The organism is Mycobacterium hippophais, from assembly GCF_027529605.1.
In the GTDB taxonomy this organism is placed as follows: Bacteria; Actinomycetota; Actinomycetes; order Mycobacteriales; family Mycobacteriaceae; genus Mycobacterium; species Mycobacterium arseniciresistens.
The window spans coordinates 141784-158203 of the sequence record NZ_JAPZPY010000012.1; the positions used below are offsets into that span (position 1 = coordinate 141784).

The 16420-nt window shown below is 70.2% G+C and carries 20 protein-coding genes; 13 read left to right on the forward strand and 7 right to left on the reverse strand.

Features of this window, described 5'->3' with window-relative positions; genetic code table 11:
* Positions 1-4: 4 nt before the first annotated feature.
* Positions 5-2521, reverse strand: a complete 2517-nt coding sequence (locus O6P37_RS22780) for a DNA translocase FtsK (protein ID WP_408633231.1) — start codon at positions 2519-2521, stop codon at positions 5-7.
* Between the two features lie 180 nt (positions 2522-2701).
* Here O6P37_RS22780 and O6P37_RS22785 point away from each other — a divergent pair, with 180 nt between their 5' ends.
* The 5 genes from O6P37_RS22785 (at position 2702) to O6P37_RS22805 (ending at position 6456) form a co-directional block, all read left to right on the forward strand.
* Positions 2702-3016 carry a putative quinol monooxygenase gene (locus O6P37_RS22785; RefSeq protein ID WP_269896207.1) on the forward strand — a complete coding sequence of 105 codons (315 nt, stop codon included), beginning with the start codon at positions 2702-2704 and terminating at the stop codon, positions 3014-3016.
* Positions 3016-3843, forward strand: coding sequence for a mycofactocin-coupled SDR family oxidoreductase (locus O6P37_RS22790; protein ID WP_269896208.1), 828 nt, complete (start codon positions 3016-3018; stop codon positions 3841-3843). The genes O6P37_RS22785 and O6P37_RS22790 overlap by 1 nt, the downstream gene beginning before the upstream one ends.
* 71 nt (positions 3844-3914) lie before the next feature.
* The gene (locus O6P37_RS22795; protein WP_269896209.1) at positions 3915-4247 is read left to right on the forward strand and encodes a hypothetical protein; all 333 of its coding nucleotides are present in this window, start codon (positions 3915-3917) and stop codon (positions 4245-4247) included.
* A gap of 77 nt (positions 4248-4324) precedes the next feature.
* Positions 4325-5806, forward strand: coding sequence for a sensor histidine kinase (locus O6P37_RS22800; protein ID WP_269896210.1), 1482 nt, complete (start codon positions 4325-4327; stop codon positions 5804-5806).
* The gene (locus O6P37_RS22805; RefSeq protein WP_269896211.1) at positions 5791-6456 is read left to right on the forward strand and encodes a response regulator transcription factor; all 666 of its coding nucleotides are present in this window, start codon (positions 5791-5793) and stop codon (positions 6454-6456) included. Before O6P37_RS22800 ends, O6P37_RS22805 begins: the two co-directional genes overlap by 16 nt.
* A 45-nt stretch (positions 6457-6501) precedes the next feature.
* Here the strand turns inward: O6P37_RS22805 and O6P37_RS22810 are convergent, their stop codons facing one another.
* Positions 6502-6747 carry a hypothetical protein gene (locus O6P37_RS22810; protein WP_269896212.1) on the reverse strand — a complete coding sequence of 82 codons (246 nt, stop codon included), beginning with the start codon at positions 6745-6747 and terminating at the stop codon, positions 6502-6504.
* A 222-nt stretch (positions 6748-6969) separates the two neighbouring features.
* On the opposite strand from O6P37_RS22810, the gene O6P37_RS22815 reads away from it, so the two are divergent.
* The 3 genes from O6P37_RS22815 (at position 6970) to O6P37_RS22825 (ending at position 9140) form a co-directional block, all read left to right on the forward strand.
* Positions 6970-7602 (forward strand): TetR/AcrR family transcriptional regulator, encoded by a 633-nt coding sequence (locus O6P37_RS22815; RefSeq protein ID WP_269896213.1) that lies wholly within the window; start codon positions 6970-6972, stop codon positions 7600-7602.
* Positions 7603-7743: 141 nt separating this feature from the next.
* Entirely contained in the window at positions 7744-8781 is a 1038-nt protein-coding gene (locus tag O6P37_RS22820; RefSeq protein WP_269896214.1) for an oxygenase MpaB family protein, read from the forward strand.
* Between the two features lie 2 nt (positions 8782-8783).
* The gene (locus O6P37_RS22825) at positions 8784-9140 is read left to right on the forward strand and encodes a hypothetical protein (RefSeq protein WP_269896215.1); all 357 of its coding nucleotides are present in this window, start codon (positions 8784-8786) and stop codon (positions 9138-9140) included.
* Positions 9141-9167: 27 nt separating this feature from the next.
* Here the strand turns inward: O6P37_RS22825 and O6P37_RS22830 are convergent, their stop codons facing one another.
* From O6P37_RS22830 to thyX, 3 genes are read right to left on the reverse strand one after another with little or no spacing between them, the layout of a single operon-like run.
* Positions 9168-10847 (reverse strand): ribonuclease J, encoded by a 1680-nt coding sequence (locus O6P37_RS22830; protein ID WP_269896216.1) that lies wholly within the window; start codon positions 10845-10847, stop codon positions 9168-9170.
* A 22-nt stretch (positions 10848-10869) separates the two neighbouring features.
* Positions 10870-11772, reverse strand: coding sequence for a 4-hydroxy-tetrahydrodipicolinate synthase (gene dapA, locus O6P37_RS22835; protein ID WP_269896217.1), 903 nt, complete (start codon positions 11770-11772; stop codon positions 10870-10872).
* Positions 11773-11797: 25 nt separating this feature from the next.
* A complete protein-coding gene (thyX, locus tag O6P37_RS22840) occupies positions 11798-12562 on the reverse strand; it encodes an FAD-dependent thymidylate synthase (RefSeq protein ID WP_264013476.1) in 765 nt (254 codons plus the stop codon).
* A gap of 75 nt (positions 12563-12637) precedes the next feature.
* Between thyX and O6P37_RS22845 the strand changes: the two genes are divergently transcribed.
* From O6P37_RS22845 to O6P37_RS22865, 5 genes are read left to right on the forward strand one after another with little or no spacing between them, the layout of a single operon-like run.
* Positions 12638-13018, forward strand: a complete 381-nt coding sequence (locus O6P37_RS22845; RefSeq protein ID WP_269896218.1) for a hypothetical protein — start codon at positions 12638-12640, stop codon at positions 13016-13018.
* The gene (locus O6P37_RS22850) at positions 13015-13551 is read left to right on the forward strand and encodes a DUF4926 domain-containing protein (RefSeq protein WP_269896219.1); all 537 of its coding nucleotides are present in this window, start codon (positions 13015-13017) and stop codon (positions 13549-13551) included. Before O6P37_RS22845 ends, O6P37_RS22850 begins: the two co-directional genes overlap by 4 nt.
* Positions 13548-13811 carry a hypothetical protein gene (locus O6P37_RS22855; RefSeq protein WP_269896220.1) on the forward strand — a complete coding sequence of 88 codons (264 nt, stop codon included), beginning with the start codon at positions 13548-13550 and terminating at the stop codon, positions 13809-13811. The genes O6P37_RS22850 and O6P37_RS22855 overlap by 4 nt, the downstream gene beginning before the upstream one ends.
* Positions 13812-13840: 29 nt before the next feature.
* Positions 13841-14221: an SCO4402 family protein gene (locus O6P37_RS22860; protein ID WP_269896221.1), complete on the forward strand. Its 381-nt coding sequence runs from the start codon at positions 13841-13843 to the stop codon at positions 14219-14221.
* The gene (locus O6P37_RS22865; RefSeq protein ID WP_269896222.1) at positions 14218-14595 is read left to right on the forward strand and encodes a DUF6188 family protein; all 378 of its coding nucleotides are present in this window, start codon (positions 14218-14220) and stop codon (positions 14593-14595) included. The genes O6P37_RS22860 and O6P37_RS22865 overlap by 4 nt, the downstream gene beginning before the upstream one ends.
* Position 14596: 1 nt before the next feature.
* On the opposite strand, the gene O6P37_RS22870 is transcribed toward O6P37_RS22865, so the two are convergent.
* Together O6P37_RS22870 and O6P37_RS22875 are read right to left on the reverse strand one after the other, a co-directional pair.
* Positions 14597-15826 carry a winged helix-turn-helix domain-containing protein gene (locus O6P37_RS22870; RefSeq protein WP_269896223.1) on the reverse strand — a complete coding sequence of 410 codons (1230 nt, stop codon included), beginning with the start codon at positions 15824-15826 and terminating at the stop codon, positions 14597-14599.
* A 14-nt stretch (positions 15827-15840) separates the two neighbouring features.
* The gene (locus O6P37_RS22875) at positions 15841-16419 is read right to left on the reverse strand and encodes a TetR/AcrR family transcriptional regulator (RefSeq protein WP_269896224.1); all 579 of its coding nucleotides are present in this window, start codon (positions 16417-16419) and stop codon (positions 15841-15843) included.
* Position 16420 lies beyond the last annotated feature (1 nt).

Genomic DNA, 16420 nt, shown 5'->3' on the forward strand with positions numbered 1-16420 from the left:
GGCGCTAGTCCTCGGCGTCTCCGCCTGCCGCGTCGCTGCCGCCGCGGATGAGCGCCAGCGTTCCGGCCAGTTCGTCCGGTTTGACCAGAACGTCGCGCGCCTTGGAGCCCTCGCTGGGCCCGACGATGCCGCGGGTCTCCATCAGGTCCATCAGCCGGCCCGCCTTGGCGAACCCGACCCGCAGCTTGCGCTGCAGCATCGAGGTGGAGCCGAACTGCGAAGACACCACCAGCTCCACGGCCTGCAGGAGGACGTCCATGTCGTCGCCGATGTCGGGGTCGACGTCCTTGCGCTCACCGGCCTTCACCGCGGTGACACCCTCGGTGTACTCCGGCTCGGCCTGCTCCTTCGTCGCGGCGACGACGGCCTGGATCTCCTCGTCGGTGATGAACGCGCCCTGCAACCGGATGGGCTTGTTGGCGCCCATCGGCAGGAACAGCCCGTCGCCCATGCCGATGAGCTTCTCGGCGCCCTGCTGGTCGAGGATCACCCGGCTGTCGGTGAGCGACGAGGTGGCGAATGCCAGCCGCGACGGCACGTTGGTCTTGATCAGACCGGTGACGACGTCGACCGACGGCCGCTGGGTGGCCAGCACCAGGTGGATGCCTGCCGCGCGGGCCTTCTGGGTGATACGCACGATCGCGTCCTCGACGTCGCGCGGCGCGGTCATCATCAGGTCGGCCAGCTCGTCGACGATGGCCAGGATGTACGGGTACGGCTTGTAGACGCGCTCGCTGCCCAGCGGCGTGCTGATCTCCCCGGTGCGCACCTTCTCGTTGAAGACGTCGATGTGCCGCACCCGGGACGCCTGCATGTCCTGGTAGCGCTGCTCCATCTCCTCGACCAGCCAGGCCAGTGCCGCGGCCGCCTTCTTGGGCTCGGTGATGATCGGGGTGATGAGGTGCGGGATGCCCTCGTAGGGGGTGAGCTCCACCATCTTCGGGTCGATCAGGATCATCCTGACCTCCTCGGGCGTGGCCCGCGCCAGCAGCGACACCAGCATGGAGTTCACAAAGCTCGACTTGCCCGAGCCTGTGGAGCCCGCCACCAGCAGGTGCGGCATCTTGGCGAGGTTCGCCGAGATCATCTCGCCCTCGATGTCCTTGCCGAGGCCGATCACCAGCGGGTGGTGGTCGCGGCGGGTCTTCGGGTCGGTCAGCACGTCGGCGAGCCGGACCATCTCGCGGTCGGTGTTGGGCACCTCGATGCCCACCGCCGACTTGCCGGGGATGGGCGCCAGCATCCGCACGCTCTCGGTGGCCACCGCGTAGGCGATGTTGCGGTGCAGCGCCGTGATCTTCTCGACCTTCACGCCAGGGCCCAGTTCCACCTCGTAGCGGGTGACGGTCGGCCCGCGCGTGCACCCGGTGACGGCCGCGTCGACCTTGAACTGGTCGAGCACCGAGCTGATCGCGTCGATCATCTGGTCGTTGGCCGAACTGCGGCGCTTGGGCGGATCACCGGCGATGAGCAGGTCGAGCGGCGGCAGCACGTACGGGCCCTCGACCACGCGGTCGAGTGTCAGCGTGTCGGTGTCGGGCTGGTCCGCCTTCTTCTCCGCAGCCGGCTTCTTGCGCTTCGGCTTGGCGGCCGGTTCGGGCACCGTCGGCGCATCGCCGGCGTCCTGCGGATCGAGCGGGTAGTTCTCCATCGGGGTTCCCGATGGCCACGCCTGCGGTTCGTCGCCGAGGTAGCCGGCCGGATCGTCGTAGTAGCCGTCGGAGAAGTCCTCGGCCGCGGCGTCTTCCGGCTCGTCGTCGTAGTCGTCGTACTCGTCGTACTCGTCGTCGTGGAACTGACGGGTCCCGAACATCGCACGCACCGTGGCGGGCACCTCGCGGATCGTGGTGCCGGTGATCAGCAGCACCCCGAACAGCACGCCGATGAACAGCAGCGGCGCGGCGATCCAGGCGGTCAGCCCGTCGGACAGCGGCCCGCCGATCGCGAACCCGACGAAGCCGGCGGCGTGCCGGCGGTCCGTCGGCGCCTGAGGCGAACCGGCCCACAGGTGCCACAGCCCCAGGGCGGGCAGCGCGATCATCGTCGCGCCGAGGATCAGCCGGGGCCGGGCCTCCGGGTCGGGTTCGCTGCGCATCAACGTCACCGCGATGGCGACGAGCAGCACGGGCACCAGCACCACTGCCGAGCCGACGAGGGTCCGCAGGACGGTGTCGATCCATTCGCCGACCGGGCGGGCGGCGTCGAACCACGAGCCCGCGGCGATCACCACGGCCACGCCGAGCAGCGCCAGCGCGATGCCGTCGCGGCGGTGGCCCGGCTCGATCTCGCGGGCCCGGCCGACCGACCGTGCCGTCGACCCCGCACCCCGGGCGACCATCAGCCATCCGGCGCGTGCGCCCCGGCCGACGGCGGCCCCGGCGGTGGCCAGAGGGGAGGCGTGTCCCCGAGGGGCGGGCCTGCGGCGGGCGGGCGCCGACTTCCGTGGTCGCGCCGTGCTCCGCGTACCCGCCTTTGACCTGCCGGAACGCGCTCCGGATCGGGCAACGGTCTTACTTGCCATGCCCCTCAGCCTAGTCGCAACAACCCCACTATCACCATCTGCCACACGGGTCACAGATTGGTTGCAAAGACCTCGACATGCCTCGCATCGCCGCCGGGCCTGCTGATTAAGGTGGACACCTGTCCGGTCACCATGCTGGACCGCCACCCGCCGCCCCGCCCCACGAGGAGTCATCTGCCCATGCCCGTCACCGTCGTCGCCACCATGCAGGTCAAGCCCGAATCCGTGGACACCGTGCGGGAGATCATGAAGCGCACCGTCGCCGAGGTGCATCACGAGCCGGGCTGCGACCTGTACTCGCTGCACGAGACGAACGGCACCTTCATCTTCGTCGAGCAGTGGGCCGACGGAGACGCGCTGGCGGCGCACGGCCAGGCGCCCGCGGTGACGCAGATGTTCGCCGAGGTCGGTGAGCACCTCGCCGGAGCTCCAGACATCAAGGTGGCGCAGGCCGTGGTGGCGGGCGACCCGGCCAAGGGCTCGCTGCGGCCCTGATGGCTGTCGACAAACCGCTCGCGGGCAGGGTCGCGTTCATCACCGGAGCCGCCCGCGGCCAGGGCCGTGCGCACGCCGTCCGGCTGGCGTCCGAGGGCGCCGACGTGATCGCTGTCGACATCTGTGACCAGATCGCGTCGGTCCCCTACCCGCTGGCGACCGCCGACGACCTGGCCGCCACGGTGAAGCTGGTCGAGGACACCGGCGCGCGGATCGTCGCGACGCAGGCCGACGTCCGGGACCGCGCGGCACTCAAGGCCGCGCTGACCGAGGGCGTCGAGGCGATGGGTGGACGGCTCGACATCGTGGTGGCCAACGCCGGCATCGCGCCGATGGCCGGCGAGGACGCCTGGCAGGACGTCATCGACGTCAACCTGACCGGCGTCTTCCACACCGTGGAGCTCGCGGCGCGACCGATGGTCAAGGCGGGCAACGGGGGGGCGATGGTGCTGACCAGCTCGGTGGCGGGCCTGGTCGGCCTTGCGTCGCCGATGGCCGGCTCCGTCGGTTATGCCGCCGCAAAGCACGGCATCGTGGGCATCATGCGCGTGTACGCCAATCTGCTTGCGTCGCACAGCATCCGGGTAAACTCGGTGCACCCGGCGGGGGTCGACACACCGATGATCGACAACGAGTTCACCCGCAGCTGGCTCGAGGGTCTGGCACAGGAGAGCAAGGGCGGCCCCGACATGGGCAATGCCTTGCCGGTGCAGACACTGCAGGCCGAGGACATCGCCGCGGCGGTGGCCTGGCTGGTGTCCGACGAGGCGCGCTACATCACCGGCGTGACGCTGCCGGTCGACGCGGGGTTCGTCAACAAACGTTGACGCGGCCCAGATGAGAGCGCTCTCATCTGGGTCTCACCGCCGGTCCATCCGGCCCCGCGATGCTGGTCGCCGTGCGTACCTTGCTCATCGCGACCGTGGTGCTGGCGGTCGCCGGCGGGATCGGCCTGGCCACCACCGCGGCGCTGTCACCGGCGTCCGACTCCGCGCCGCTGCAGCCGATCACGGTGCAGACCCCGGTGCAACGCCTCCCGCCGAGCGCACCTCCGGCGGCGCCGCCCAGCGCACCCCCACCACCCGCGCTGCCCGCTCCGGCCGGCCGCGGTCCGGTCCAGCCCGACGGAGCGCCTGCGCCGCCACCGCCGGTCACCTGGTCCGACGACGGTGACGACGACCAGGGCTGGGATGACGACGGCGACGGAGGGGATGACGACGCCGATGACTGAGCGGCGCGCCGGTCCGGCGCCCGTGCTTCGCGGGCGAGGGCAGGATGGGGCGCACAGCATTCGCGACGAGGACATGGATGACGGCACACGAGACGACGGCGCGTTCTGCCCGGTGGCGCAGGTTGGTGCCGTCGACGGCACGCACCCGCATCATCGGCTGGATGCTGCTGCTGGTGCTGGCGGCGTTGGGCGTGGTGACGTTCGTGACCTGGCGGCTGCTCATCTCGGGGATCAACGCGCGGATGGATGAGGCGCTGCGCTTCGAGGTCGACGAGTTCACCGAACTCACCGAACCGGGCGTCAACCCGCGCACCGGCGCACCGTTCCGCACGGTCGACGAGGTGATCAGCGAGGCGATCGCGTACAACATCGCCCGGCCCAACGAGAAGTTCCTCGGTTACGTCGACGGCGCCTACCGGACGCAGAGCCGGCAGGAGCCGGGCGCCGCCGAGGTGTTGGCCGCCGACTCCGCGTTCGCCGAGCGGGTGGCGGCCGTGACCGCACCGGCTCAGGGCCGCTACCAGCATCCCGGTGCCGGCGAGGTGCGCTACCTCGCCATCCCGGTGCAGCTGGACGGCGACACCGCCCGGGGCGTCATCGTCGCCGCCTATCTGGCCGACGCAGAACGTGAGCAGGCCGACGACGCGGCCCGGCTCATGCTGCTGGTCGGGTCCGTGACGCTGCTCGGCGCGGCCGGCGCGGCCTGGGTGCTCGCCGGCCGGATCCTGCGGCCGCTGCGCGACGTGGTCGAGACCGCACACACCATCACCGACACCGACCTGTCGATGCGCATCCCGTCCCGCGGGTCCGGCGACCGCGACGAGATGGAGGCCGTGGTCGGCACGCTGAACGGCATGCTGGACCGCGTCGAATCCGGGGTGGCCGCCCAGCGGAGGTTCATCGACGACGCCGGCCACGAACTGCGCACGCCGATCACCATCGTGCGCGGGCACCTCGAGGTTCTCGACCGCGACGACCCCGCCGACGTCGCCGCCACGGTGGCGCTCGTCGACGACGAACTGATGCGGATGAACCGGATGGTGTCCGACCTGCTGCTGCTCGCCCATTCGGAACAGCCCACGTTCCTGCGGCCGGAGTTCGTCGACGTCGGCGACCTCACCCGCGACGTCCTCGACAAGGTCGCCGCCCTCGCCGACCGCGACTTCGTCCTGGAGACCGCCGCGCCCGTCGTCGCCTCGCTGGACCCGCAGCGCATCACGCAGGCACTGGTGGCACTCGCCGACAACGCCTGCCGGTTCACCACGGCCGGTGACCGCATCGCGATCGGCTCCCAGCTGTCCGGCGGCTGGCTGCGGTTCTGGGTGGCGGACTCCGGTCCCGGTGTCGGCGAGGCCGACCGCGCCCGGATATTCGACAGGTTCGCCCGCGGCGGCGAGGGCCGCCAGCCCTCCGACGGTGCGGGCCTCGGCCTGTCGATCGTGCGCGCGATCGCCGTCTCGCACGGCGGTGACGTCCTGCTCGACAGCGTGCCCGGGCGGGGCGCCACCTTCACCGTCGCGATCCCGGCCCTCATGGAGCAGCCGTGGCCCGCATACTGATCGCCGAAGACGAGCCGCGGATCGCATCGTTCGTACAGAAGGGGTTGGCCGCCAACGGTTTCGCCGTCACCGTCGTCGGTGACGGCCCGTCGGCCCAGGACCATGCCATGACCGGCGAATTCGACCTGATGGTGCTCGACATCGGCCTGCCCGGCATGGACGGCTTCGCGGTACTGAGCAAGCTGCGCGCGCAGCGCAACACCATCCCGGTGATCGTGCTGACCGCGCGCACCAGCGTGCAGGACACCGTGGCGGGCCTGGAGGGCGGCGCCGACGACTACATGCCGAAACCCTTCAGGTTCGAGGAGTTGCTGGCGCGGGTGCGGTTACGGCTCACCTCCGAGCGCGCACCGGAGCTGACCGTGTTGTCCTGTGGCGGCCTCATCCTGGACCTGCGGACGCGCCGCGCCCGGGTGGGCGGCCGGACCGTCGACCTGTCGGCCCGCGAATTCGCGCTGGCCGAGACCTTCCTGCGCCACCCGGGTCAGGTGCTCACCCGCGAGCAGTTGCTCAGTCACGTCTGGGGTTACGACTACGACCCCGGCTCCAACGTCGTCGACGTCTACGTCCGATACCTGCGCCGCAAGCTCGGCGCGCAGCGGTTCGTGACCCTGCGGGGCATGGGATACCGGCTCGACGACATCGCCTGAGCCGGCCGCCCGCCACCGTGATCGGTGACGGGCGTCGGCGACAGCTCAGTCGTCGTCCCCGTCGTCATCCCAGCCGTCGTCGTCCCAGCCGTCGTCGTCCCAGCCGTCGTCATCCCACCCGACGCCGACCCAGCCGTCGTCGTGTCCGATCTGCACCGACGGGACGGGAATGTGCGGGCGGATCAGATCGTCGAGATCGTCGTCCGCCGCTGCCGTACCGGCCCCGGCCAGTCCGAGGCCGGCGAATGCCGCGGCAACAACGGCCGTCTTCCAGGGTGCAATGCGCTTCATGGTGGCTCCTTCTCGCTCTGCGGTTGTCCCGACGACACGATCCTGCGGCCCGAAGATGAGCTGACCGGGAGCCGTCGATGAGCGAGTTCTCATCCACACGCCGCCCGTTCCCGCAGCACAGCGGGTTCACCGACAAGCAGAAACCTTCACCAATGAAGGAATTTCCTCCATAAGTGCAGAAATTTCCTTCACACATGTAGCTTCCGCTGGTACGTTGCGTTCATGGCCACCGCCGTGAAGACACGTCGACGCAGCCGGGCAGCCCACCTGGGCCCGGAGCGCCGCCGGCCGCAGGTCCTCGACGCCGCCCTGGCCATCACGTTCGAGCAGGGCGTCAGCGAGGTCACCATCGGCGCTGTCGCACAACGCCTCAACGTCACCCGCCCGGTGGTCTACGCGTGCTTCGCCGACCGGATCCAGCTCATCTCGGCACTGCTGGAGCGCGAGACCGCCGTCCTGCGCGACGCACTGGTCGAGGCGCTGCACTCCGCCCGCGGCGATACCCCCGAGGCCGCATTCACCACCGGCTTCCAGTCGCTGCTGCGGGTGGTGCAGGCGCGGCCGCAATCGTGGCGCTTCGTCTTCTTCGCCACCCCGGATCCGGCCGTGGCAAGCAGATTCGCCCGCGTGCGTGCGCAACTGGGCGACGCGACGTCGGCCTGGCTTCGGCCGGTGCTGGAGAAGTGGTGGTCGATGGCCGACGCCGACACCAAACTGCCCGTCCTGGTCGAGCTGCTGATGTCCTCCTCCGAGGCGGCCGTCCGGTCACTGCTCGACGACGCAAACCCCTGGAGTGCAGACGATCTCGGCGAGCTCTACGGCCGGATAATGTGCCACGCCTTCGCCGCCGCATAGCGCCTACCGGCACCTCTCCACCCACCACTGAAGGGAAGTTCCATGTCCACAACCAGTCTCGAGCGCACCGCACGCCGTCGCAGACCCCGGTCCGGGCCCGCTGCCGTCCTCCGGGCAGTCACCACCGAGAGCAGGGGCGCCGTGACCGCTCATGAGGACTACGGGTTCTTCGGGCCCGACTCGGTGACTTGGAAGGTGTGGGGGTATCCGACATCGCTGACGGTCGGGTTCCAGCGCGCCGTCGTGGTCGAAGAGCTCGACCCGAATCTCGTCGCCGCGGTCGACACGACCCACGACATCTACAAGCGCCCGCGCACCCGCTACGACCGCACGCTGCACTACTTCGCGCTGGTCGCGTTCGGCGGAACCCGTGAAACCGCTACCGCCTCGGACATTCTGGTGAAGATCCACTCGAAGGCGATCGGCACCGAACCCTACGGCGGCGGACGATACGACGCGAACGACCCCGCCTCCCAGCTGTGGATCCACCTAACCGCCTGGCACTCGATCCTCTACGCCTACGAGAAGTACGGTCCCGGCCCACTGCCGGCCGAGGAGGAGGCCCGCTACTGGGAGGAATGCGCGGTCGCCGCCGAACTGCAGACCTGCTCGCCCGAGGACGTGCCGCGCACCCGCGACGGGGTGCGCCGCTATTTCGAGCAGATGCGACCGCAGCTGGCGGGCAGCGAGATCGCCGTTCAGGCGATGAACCACCTGCTCGACGCCAAGGTGATGCTGCCGCCGATGCCCAGGGCCGCGCGCCCGGTGGCGCGGGTGGTCGCCGAGGTGCTGCGGGCCGGCACCATCGCCACCATGCCGCAGTGGATGCGCGAGATGAGCGGCATCCGCCAGCCCAGGATCGTCGACGTCGCGGTCCGGCCCGTGCTGTGGACGGCCTTCCGGGCGATGACCGTGAGTCCGCGCGCCGAACTCGCCATGCTCAAGGTGCTCTCGCCGATGACACATCCCGTCGTGGCGCCCGTCAAACTCGGTGTGCCCCCGGCCCAGCGGGAGACACTCACGCCCGCCGAGGCGCGGACGCGCTACGGCTTCGAACCACCCGCCGTCGCGCACCGCGAGCTGCGGGACCGCCAGGCCAAGCGCGTGTTCGGGCAGCACATCGCGCCCAGCGACGAAGGCCTCATCGAGTCCGAGCCCATCCTGGGTTCCCTGTCCTGAGCATGCGACTGGTCAGGGCGATGCGCGACCGGGTCACGTTGGCCCTCGTCGCGGCGGCGATGATCGGTGTGGGATTCCTTGGGCTGTACTGGTCGACGTCGCTCGACGACTTCGACCAGTGGGGATTTCGCATCACGTGCGGTACCGGCTTCGCCGCCGACTACAGCCAGGCCGGCACCGCGGACGCCGCCGCCGCGGAAACTCAACAGACACCACCGGATTACGTCGGACAGTGCCGTTCGGCGATCTGGATTCGCCGCGGCTGGACCGCGTCGCTGATGTCGATCGGCGTCGCCCTGTCCGTCGCGCTGCTGCTCAACGGCAGGGAACGCGTCGACGACAGAGCGGCTCACCAGTGATCCGAGGAGGAACCGCGGCGCGGACCCTCAGATCTCGATGACCGTCGGGACGATCATCGGCTGACGGCGGTAGGTCTCCCCCACCCACTTGCCGACGGTGCGGCGCACCGCCTGGGCGATGCGCCCGGGATCGGTGACCGTGTCGGCGGCCAGCGACTCCAACTCGGCCTCCACCTTGCGCGCGACCGGTTCGAGCGCCTTGGGATCTTCGGAGAAGCCGCGTGAGATCAGGTGCGCGGGACCGGCGGGCCGGCCGGTGCCACGGTGCACCACCACGGTCACCGCGATGAAACCCGATGACAGGATGAGCCGTTCGCCGAGCGTGGCGTCGCCGACGTCGCCGGTGATCAGGCCGTCGACGAACATCTTGCCGACCGGGACCGCTCCGGCGATGCTCGCCTTGCCTGCCACCAGGTCGACGCTGACGCCGTTCTCGGCGATCACCACGTTGTCCTCCGGCACGCCGCTCGTCGCCGCCAGCTTGGCGTTGGCCCGCAGGTGCCGCCAGGTGCCGTGCACCGGCATCACGTTGCGCGGTCGCACGCCGTTGTAGAGGAACATCAGCTCGCCGGCGTAGGCGTGACCCGTGACATGCACGCGCGCCTGGGCATTGGTGACCACCCGGGCGCCGATCTTCGCCAGCGCGTCGATGACGCCGTACACGGCTTCCTCGTTGCCGGGGATGAGTGACGACGACAGGATGATCAGGTCGCCTGCGGTGAGGGTGATGCTGCGATGCTCGCCACGTGACATCCGGGACAGGGCGGCCATCGGCTCGCCCTGGGTGCCGGTGGTGATGAGCACCACCCGGTCGGGCGGCATCATCTCGGCCGCGCCGATGTCGATGACGTCGTCGGTGCCGACCTTGAGGTAGCCGAGTTCGCGCGCGATACCCATGTTGCGCACCATCGACCGGCCGACGAACGATACCCGCCGGCCCAATGCCACTGCGGCGTCGATGATCTGCTGCACGCGGTCGACGTTGGAGGCGAAGCACGCGACGATCACCCGGCCCTCGGCGCCGCGGATCAGCCGGTGCATCGTGGGGCCGATCTCGCTCTCCGACGGGCTGACACCGGGGTGTTCGGCGTTGGTCGAATCGCACAGGAACAGGTCGACGCCTGCGTCGCCCAGCCGCGACATCCCGGGCAGGTCGGTCGGGACGCCGTCCAGCGGCATCTGGTCGAGCTTGATGTCACCGGTGTGCAGGACGGTTCCGGCGCCGGTGTGCAGGGCCACCGCCAGGCAGCCGGGGATGGAGTGGTTGACGGTGAAGTACTGGCACTCGAAGACTCCGTGAGTGCTGCGCCCGCCCGCCGCGACCTCCACGAACTTCGGCTTGAGGCGGTGTTCGCGGCACTTCTCCGCCACCAGCGCGAGGGTGAACTTCGAGCCCACCACCGGGATGTCGGGACGCAGCTTGAGCAGGAACGGGATGGCGCCGATGTGGTCCTCGTGCGCGTGGGTGAGCACCAGGGCCTCGACGTCGTCGAGCCGTCCCTCGACGTGCCGCAGGTCCGGCAGGATGAGGTCGACGCCCGGCTCGTCGTGGGTGGGGAACAGCACCCCGCAGTCGATGATGAGCAGCCGGCCGAGGTGCTCGAAGACCGTCATGTTGCGGCCGATCTCGCTGATGCCGCCGAGTGCGGTGACCCGCAGCCCACCCGGTGCCAGCGGACGCGGTGGCCTCAGTTCGGCGGTGTCCATCACCGTGCCGTCCTGGCGGCGGTCATCGCAGTACCGCTGCTGCGCGCATGTCTCTGGCCAGCTCCTCGACCTCGGTGGGGGCGGCCGCGAGCTGCGGAAGTCGCGGATCGCCGGTCTCGAAGCCCTGCAGGCGCAGTCCCTCCTTGGCCATCGTCACCCCGCCGAGGCGGGCCTGCGCGTCGGCCAGCGGCGCCAGGGTGCCGTTGATCTTGCGTGCGGTCGCGACGTCGCCGGAGTGGAACGCGGACAGCATGTCGCGGATCTGCCCGGCGGCCACGTGCCCCCAGACGCTGATCACCCCGACGGCGCCCATCGCCAGCCACGGCAGGTTCAGCGCGTCGTCTCCCGAGTAGTACGCCAGCCCCGTCTCGGCGATGATCCGCCCGCCGCCGTGCAGATCGCCCTTGGCGTCCTTGATCGCGACGACGTTCGGATGTTCGGCCAGCGTACGGATGGTCGGCCATTCGATGGGGATCACCGAGCGCGGCGGGATGTCGTAGAGGATCAGCGGCAGCGGGGTCGCATCGGCGATCGCGGTGAAGTGCGCGAGCAGGCCGGACTGCGAGGGCCGCGAGTAGTACGGCGTCACCACCAGCAGGCCGTGGGCGCCCTCCGCCTGGCAGGCCCTGGCCAGGTTCATGCTGTGGGCGGTGTCGTAGGTGCCCGCGCCGGCGATCACCCGGGCCCGGTCTCCGACCGCTTCGAGAACGGCGCTCAGCAGTGTCAGCTTCTCGCCGTCGGTGGTGGTCGGCGACTCGCCGGTGGTCCCGGAGAGCACCAGCCCGTCGCAGCCCGCGTCGACCAGGTGGGTGGCCAACCGGGCGGCGGTGGCGGTGTCCAGGGAGCCGTCCGGCTTGAACGGAGTGACCATCGCGGTCAGCACGGTGCCCAGTCGGGCCGTCACGTCGAATCCGCCGGTGCTCACGGACACCTAGATTACCCGCTGGTGTTCACGCTTCCGTAGCCAGCGGCGAGGTGGCCACCTCGGTGCCGTCGGCGAGCGTCGCGATGTCGAAGTCGCCGAACACCGCGGGGGCGACGTCGACCAGCTGGCGCAGGCAGGCGATGGCGAGCCGGCGGATCTCGACGTCGGCGTGCTCACTGGCCCGCATCGCGATGAAGTGCCGCCACGCGCGGTAGTTGCCGGTGACGACGATGCGGGTCTCGGTCGCGTTGGGCAGCACCGCGCGGGCCGCCTGCCGGGCCTGCTTGCGGCGCAGCACGGCCGACCGGTCACCGGACTGGTCGCCGATGAGCTTCGCCTCCAGCCGGGCCAGCAGGTCGGTGTAGGTGGCCCGGTTCGCGTCGGCCGCCTCGGTGAAGATCCGGACCAGCTCCGGGTCGTCCTCCATGCCCGGCGGGATCACCACCTGCGAGTCGTGTTCGGGGACGTACCGCTGCGACAGCTGCGAGTAGGAGAAGTGCCGGTGCCGGATCAGCTCGTGGGTGCACGACCGGGAAATGCCGCTGATGTAGAAGGACACCGAGGCGTGTTCGAGCACCGAGAAGTGTCCGACGTCGATGATGTGCCGCAGGTAGGAGGCGTTGGTGGCGGTGCGGGGGTTGGGCTTGGACCAGCTCTGGTAGCAGGCCCGGCCGGCGAACTCGACCAGCGCCTCGCCGCCGTCGGCGTCCGTGCTCCACGGGACGTCCGGCGGCGCTACGAAGTCGGTCTTCGCGATCAGTTGCACGCGCAGCGGCGCGGTCTCGGCCACGGGCTCACCTTAGTGCGACGGCCGCAGGATTCGTGACTGGTGGCCCGCCGGAGCCGCCTTACGCTGGACGGACCGATGAGCCACTACGCCGATCTGCCCGAGTTGGCTGACCTCTACCTCGAGGACAGCTACGTGCTGGGCATCACCGAACACGTCGGTCGGATGGTGTTCACGCTGACCGCCGTACTCACCCCCGCGCATCCCGCCTATCACAATCCGCTTCCCGGCGAGCAGTACTGCTACGCCCACGGCGCGCTGGAATTCACCGACGTGACGGGCGTCGATTGGCTGGAGCGCTCGACGCAGCGCTACGTCGACGCGACCGGCGAGACCGACCTCGGGAACATCGACAGCCTGACGTCGGCCGACGGCACGTACGAGGTCGCGGGTGACTGGGGACGGGTCCGGGTCCGGTGCGCCGGCCCGCCGCGGTTCACCCTGCGGGACGCGCTGTGACGCCGAAGGAGTACGACGTGGTGCGGCTGCGCAGGGCGTTGCCGGAGCACGGTGTCGAGGCCGGCCGCGAGGGGACGGTGGTGATCGCCCACGGTCGCGGTCTGGCCGACGCAACCGCGGCGTTCGAGGTGGAGTTCTGCGACGGGCTCGACAGCGTCGTGGTGACGCTTGTCGCCGACGACGTGGACGTGGTGTGGCGGCAGATGTCCGGGGAGGAGATGGCGGTGGTGACGGCCGTCGTCGCGGCACTGCCCGGGTTCGCGGGGCTGCTCGACGGGCTCGCCGGGGCGTTCGTCCGTCGTTCGACCGACTGGATCCTCGACATCCGGTCCCGCACCGATGTGCCGGAGGTCGACGTGCCGGACGGTCCGGTCCCGGTGCGGGCGTTCGTTCCGAACGGGGCCGAGTACCGGGGCGAGATCCTCGTCTGGGTGCAGGGCGGCCGGCTGTCGGGCCTCGAATACGCCTGGGTGACCGACGATGTGCCCACGCGGTGGCCGCGCCCGGACGAGATCGAGGTCGTCGGCCCGTGAACGGCGAATTCGAGTTCCTCACCCGCGATCAGGCCGGGTTGCTCGTCGAGATTCTGAGCCGCCGCAATCCGGAGTTGGCCGACAGGATCCGCACGGCGCCTGCGCTGTCGCGACCGGATGCCGTCGAGATCGTGAACACCCTCAGCGAGGAGTTCGTCCATCATCTCGACCAGGACTGGGAGCCGACGGACTACGGGCGGACGGTCAGCGAGATCCTCTCTCGCGTCAATGCGCAACAGATCGCGGAATGGCCGAAGTAGACGGCTCGTCCCGGCATCGGCATTGCAGAATGAGGACCACCGTGACCCATGTGCGCTATCCCGAGATGCGACAAGAGGTCGTCAACGCGTTGACGTCACTGTCCGATCCGGCGTATCAGCGACGGGTGTGGATCGGGCGGGACTATCCGCGGGAGGGCTTCTTCGACGATCTGACCCTGACCGTCAACGTCCTCTACGACATGGTGCTACCCGACCCGAGTGTCCGGCTGGGAACGGTCCTGGCCGATGCACGCGAGGTCGACACGCTGCGCCTGCTCGAGCGGGTGCTCGGGCCGCTGATCGCCGATCTGGGCGATGCCCCGGATGCCTGTTACCTCTCCGACCCGCGCTGGGGCGGCGTCGTGGATGCCGCCCGATCGGCGTTGACCGCGATGAAACGTGCACCGTGATCACGGATCTCGGCCTACGCGGCAGAACCGTCACCTCGCTTCACGTCGAGTACGCCCTGTATCTGCGGCTGTCGGACCGGTACAACGTCACGGTGGAATCACCGTTCCGCTTTCACCTGCCCGACCGCAGCGTCGAACTGTCGCCGGAGGCCGACCCGGACAAGGTGCGTGCGCTGCTGGGTCGTCACGTAGGCCACACCATCATCGATGCCCGGGTGTCCGAAGCAGGCGCGCTGACAATCGGTTTCGACGACTCGACCCGGCTGGCGGTCGAGCCCGATCCGGCCTACGAAGCGTGGAACGTCAGCGGTCCGGCCGGATTCCTGACCGTGTGTATGCCCGGCGGCGAACTCGCGATCTGGAACGGCTCCTGACTCACCTCGGCGCCGGCGTGCCGACAGCGGCCCGTAACGGGTCGGCCAGATCCCCGCGCTCCCCGACCGCCACGTCGGCCAGTCCCAGCCAGTCCGCCATCCGGCGCAGCTCGACGGCCAGAGCGGCGGCCACCTCCGCCGGGCGCTCCCCCGGCTCGGTGAACGCCCCCACCACATGCAGGGCATCGGCTGCCCGTCCGGCCTTCAGGTCAACCCGGCCCACCAGGCGGCCGTCGAGCAGGAACGGCCACACGTAGTAGCCAAACTGCCGCTTGTGTTGCGGCACATAGATCTCGATGCGGTAGTGGAACCCGAACAGGCGCTCCATCCGCGGCCGGAAGAAGATCAGCGGATCGAACGGGCAGAGCAGCGCGGTGCCCCGGTCTCGGCGCGGCACACTCTGGCCCGCTCGCAGATATGCCGGCGCGGCCCACCCGTCGACCTCGACGGCCTCGAGCTGTCCCGCGTCGAGGAGATCGGCGAGCGCCGGCTTCACCTGTCTGGCCGAGAGCCGGAAGTAGTCGCGGATGTCGGCTTCGGTGGCCACCCCGAGCGCCGTCGACGCGCGCAGCGCCAGTTCGCGGATCGCCTCGTCGTCATCGACCTCCCGCGCCAGCACGTCCGGCGGCAGCACCCGCTCGGACAGGTCGTAGTGCCTGGCGAATCCCACCCGGGTCGCCGTGGTCAGCACCCCGGACGACCACAGCGCCTCGGCCACCCACTTGGTCTCGCTGCGGTCCCACCACGGACCCTTGCGCCCCCGCGGCTCCGCCTCCAGGTACGCCTCGATCTGGCCGGCCGTCGACGGACCGAGCTCGGCCACGGCCGCGACGACGTCCTCGGCGAGCTTGGGGTTCTTCCGGACGATCTCGGTGCCCCAGCGGCCGTGGACGTATTCGCGCATCCGCCACCGCATCAGCGGCCAGTCGTCGACGGCCATGAGCGCCGCCTCGTGGGCCCAGTACTCGACCAGCAGCCGGGGCGAGCGCGCACTGTGGCGCCAGGCGGCCGCATCGAGCACGTCCCGGTCGTACCCGCCGAGACGGCTGAACACCGGCGCGTAGTGCGCACGCACCGTCACCGACACCGAGTCGAGCTGCAGCACCTGGATCCGCCCGATGAGGCGCCGCAGGTGCGCGCGGGTCACGGGGCCGCGCGGCGCCGGCTCGCCGAAGCCCTGTGCCGACACGGCGATGCGACGGGCCTGCGCTGCGCTGAGCGAGACGACCATCAGGTGATCGTGCCCTAACGCACCGACAGGATGCGATCGAAGATCAGCGCGGTCACGTTGTCGATCGGTGTGCTCTCGCCGGTGCTCTTGGCCCGCAGTGCCGCGCCCTCCCATGCGTCGACGATCAGCTCGGCCGCGGCACCCGCGTCGATGTCCCCGGCGAACTCACCGGACTGCTGCCCGTCGCGGATCGCGGCGGCCAGCACGCTGCGCCACCGTTCCAGCGCGCCGACCGCGGCGGCGGTGACCGCGGGCGCGTCGGCGGGCGCCTCGGCGGCGAAGTTGCCGTACATGCAGCCGCGCCGGTAGCCGTGCGCGGCGAGGTCCTGCCTCAGGTGTTCGAGGTGGTTTCGGACACGTTGCTTCGCAGGCACATCGGGTTGGTCGAGCAGTGAGAGCCGCCGCTGTTCGCCGTACCGGGCGAGCACCTCGAGGGCGAGCGCCTCCTTGCTCGGGAAGTGGTTGTAGAAGGACCCTTTCGGCGCGTGCGCGGCTGCAGCGATCGCCGCCACCCCGGTGGCGGTGTACCCACCGGCGTGCAACGCGGCGAAGCCGGCGTCCAGGAGAGCCTCGCGGAGGCTGGGTTTGGGCACG

Coding starts and splice junctions, on each gene's coding strand:
- O6P37_RS22780 (WP_408633231.1), bottom strand. CDS start 2,521: ATGGCAAGTAAGACCGTTGCCCGATCCGGAGCGCGTTCCGGCAGGTCA.
- O6P37_RS22785 (WP_269896207.1), top strand. CDS start 2,702: ATGCCCGTCACCGTCGTCGCCACCATGCAGGTCAAGCCCGAATCCGTG.
- O6P37_RS22790 (WP_269896208.1), top strand. CDS start 3,016: ATGGCTGTCGACAAACCGCTCGCGGGCAGGGTCGCGTTCATCACCGGA.
- O6P37_RS22800 (WP_269896210.1), top strand. CDS start 4,325: ATGACGGCACACGAGACGACGGCGCGTTCTGCCCGGTGGCGCAGGTTG.
- O6P37_RS22810 (WP_269896212.1), bottom strand. CDS start 6,747: ATGAAGCGCATTGCACCCTGGAAGACGGCCGTTGTTGCCGCGGCATTC.
- O6P37_RS22815 (WP_269896213.1), top strand. CDS start 6,970: ATGGCCACCGCCGTGAAGACACGTCGACGCAGCCGGGCAGCCCACCTG.
- O6P37_RS22825 (WP_269896215.1), top strand. CDS start 8,784: ATGCGACTGGTCAGGGCGATGCGCGACCGGGTCACGTTGGCCCTCGTC.
- O6P37_RS22830 (WP_269896216.1), bottom strand. CDS start 10,847: ATGGACACCGCCGAACTGAGGCCACCGCGTCCGCTGGCACCGGGTGGG.
- O6P37_RS22845 (WP_269896218.1), top strand. CDS start 12,638: ATGAGCCACTACGCCGATCTGCCCGAGTTGGCTGACCTCTACCTCGAG.
- O6P37_RS22860 (WP_269896221.1), top strand. CDS start 13,841: ATGAGGACCACCGTGACCCATGTGCGCTATCCCGAGATGCGACAAGAG.
- O6P37_RS22870 (WP_269896223.1), bottom strand. CDS start 15,826: ATGGTCGTCTCGCTCAGCGCAGCGCAGGCCCGTCGCATCGCCGTGTCG.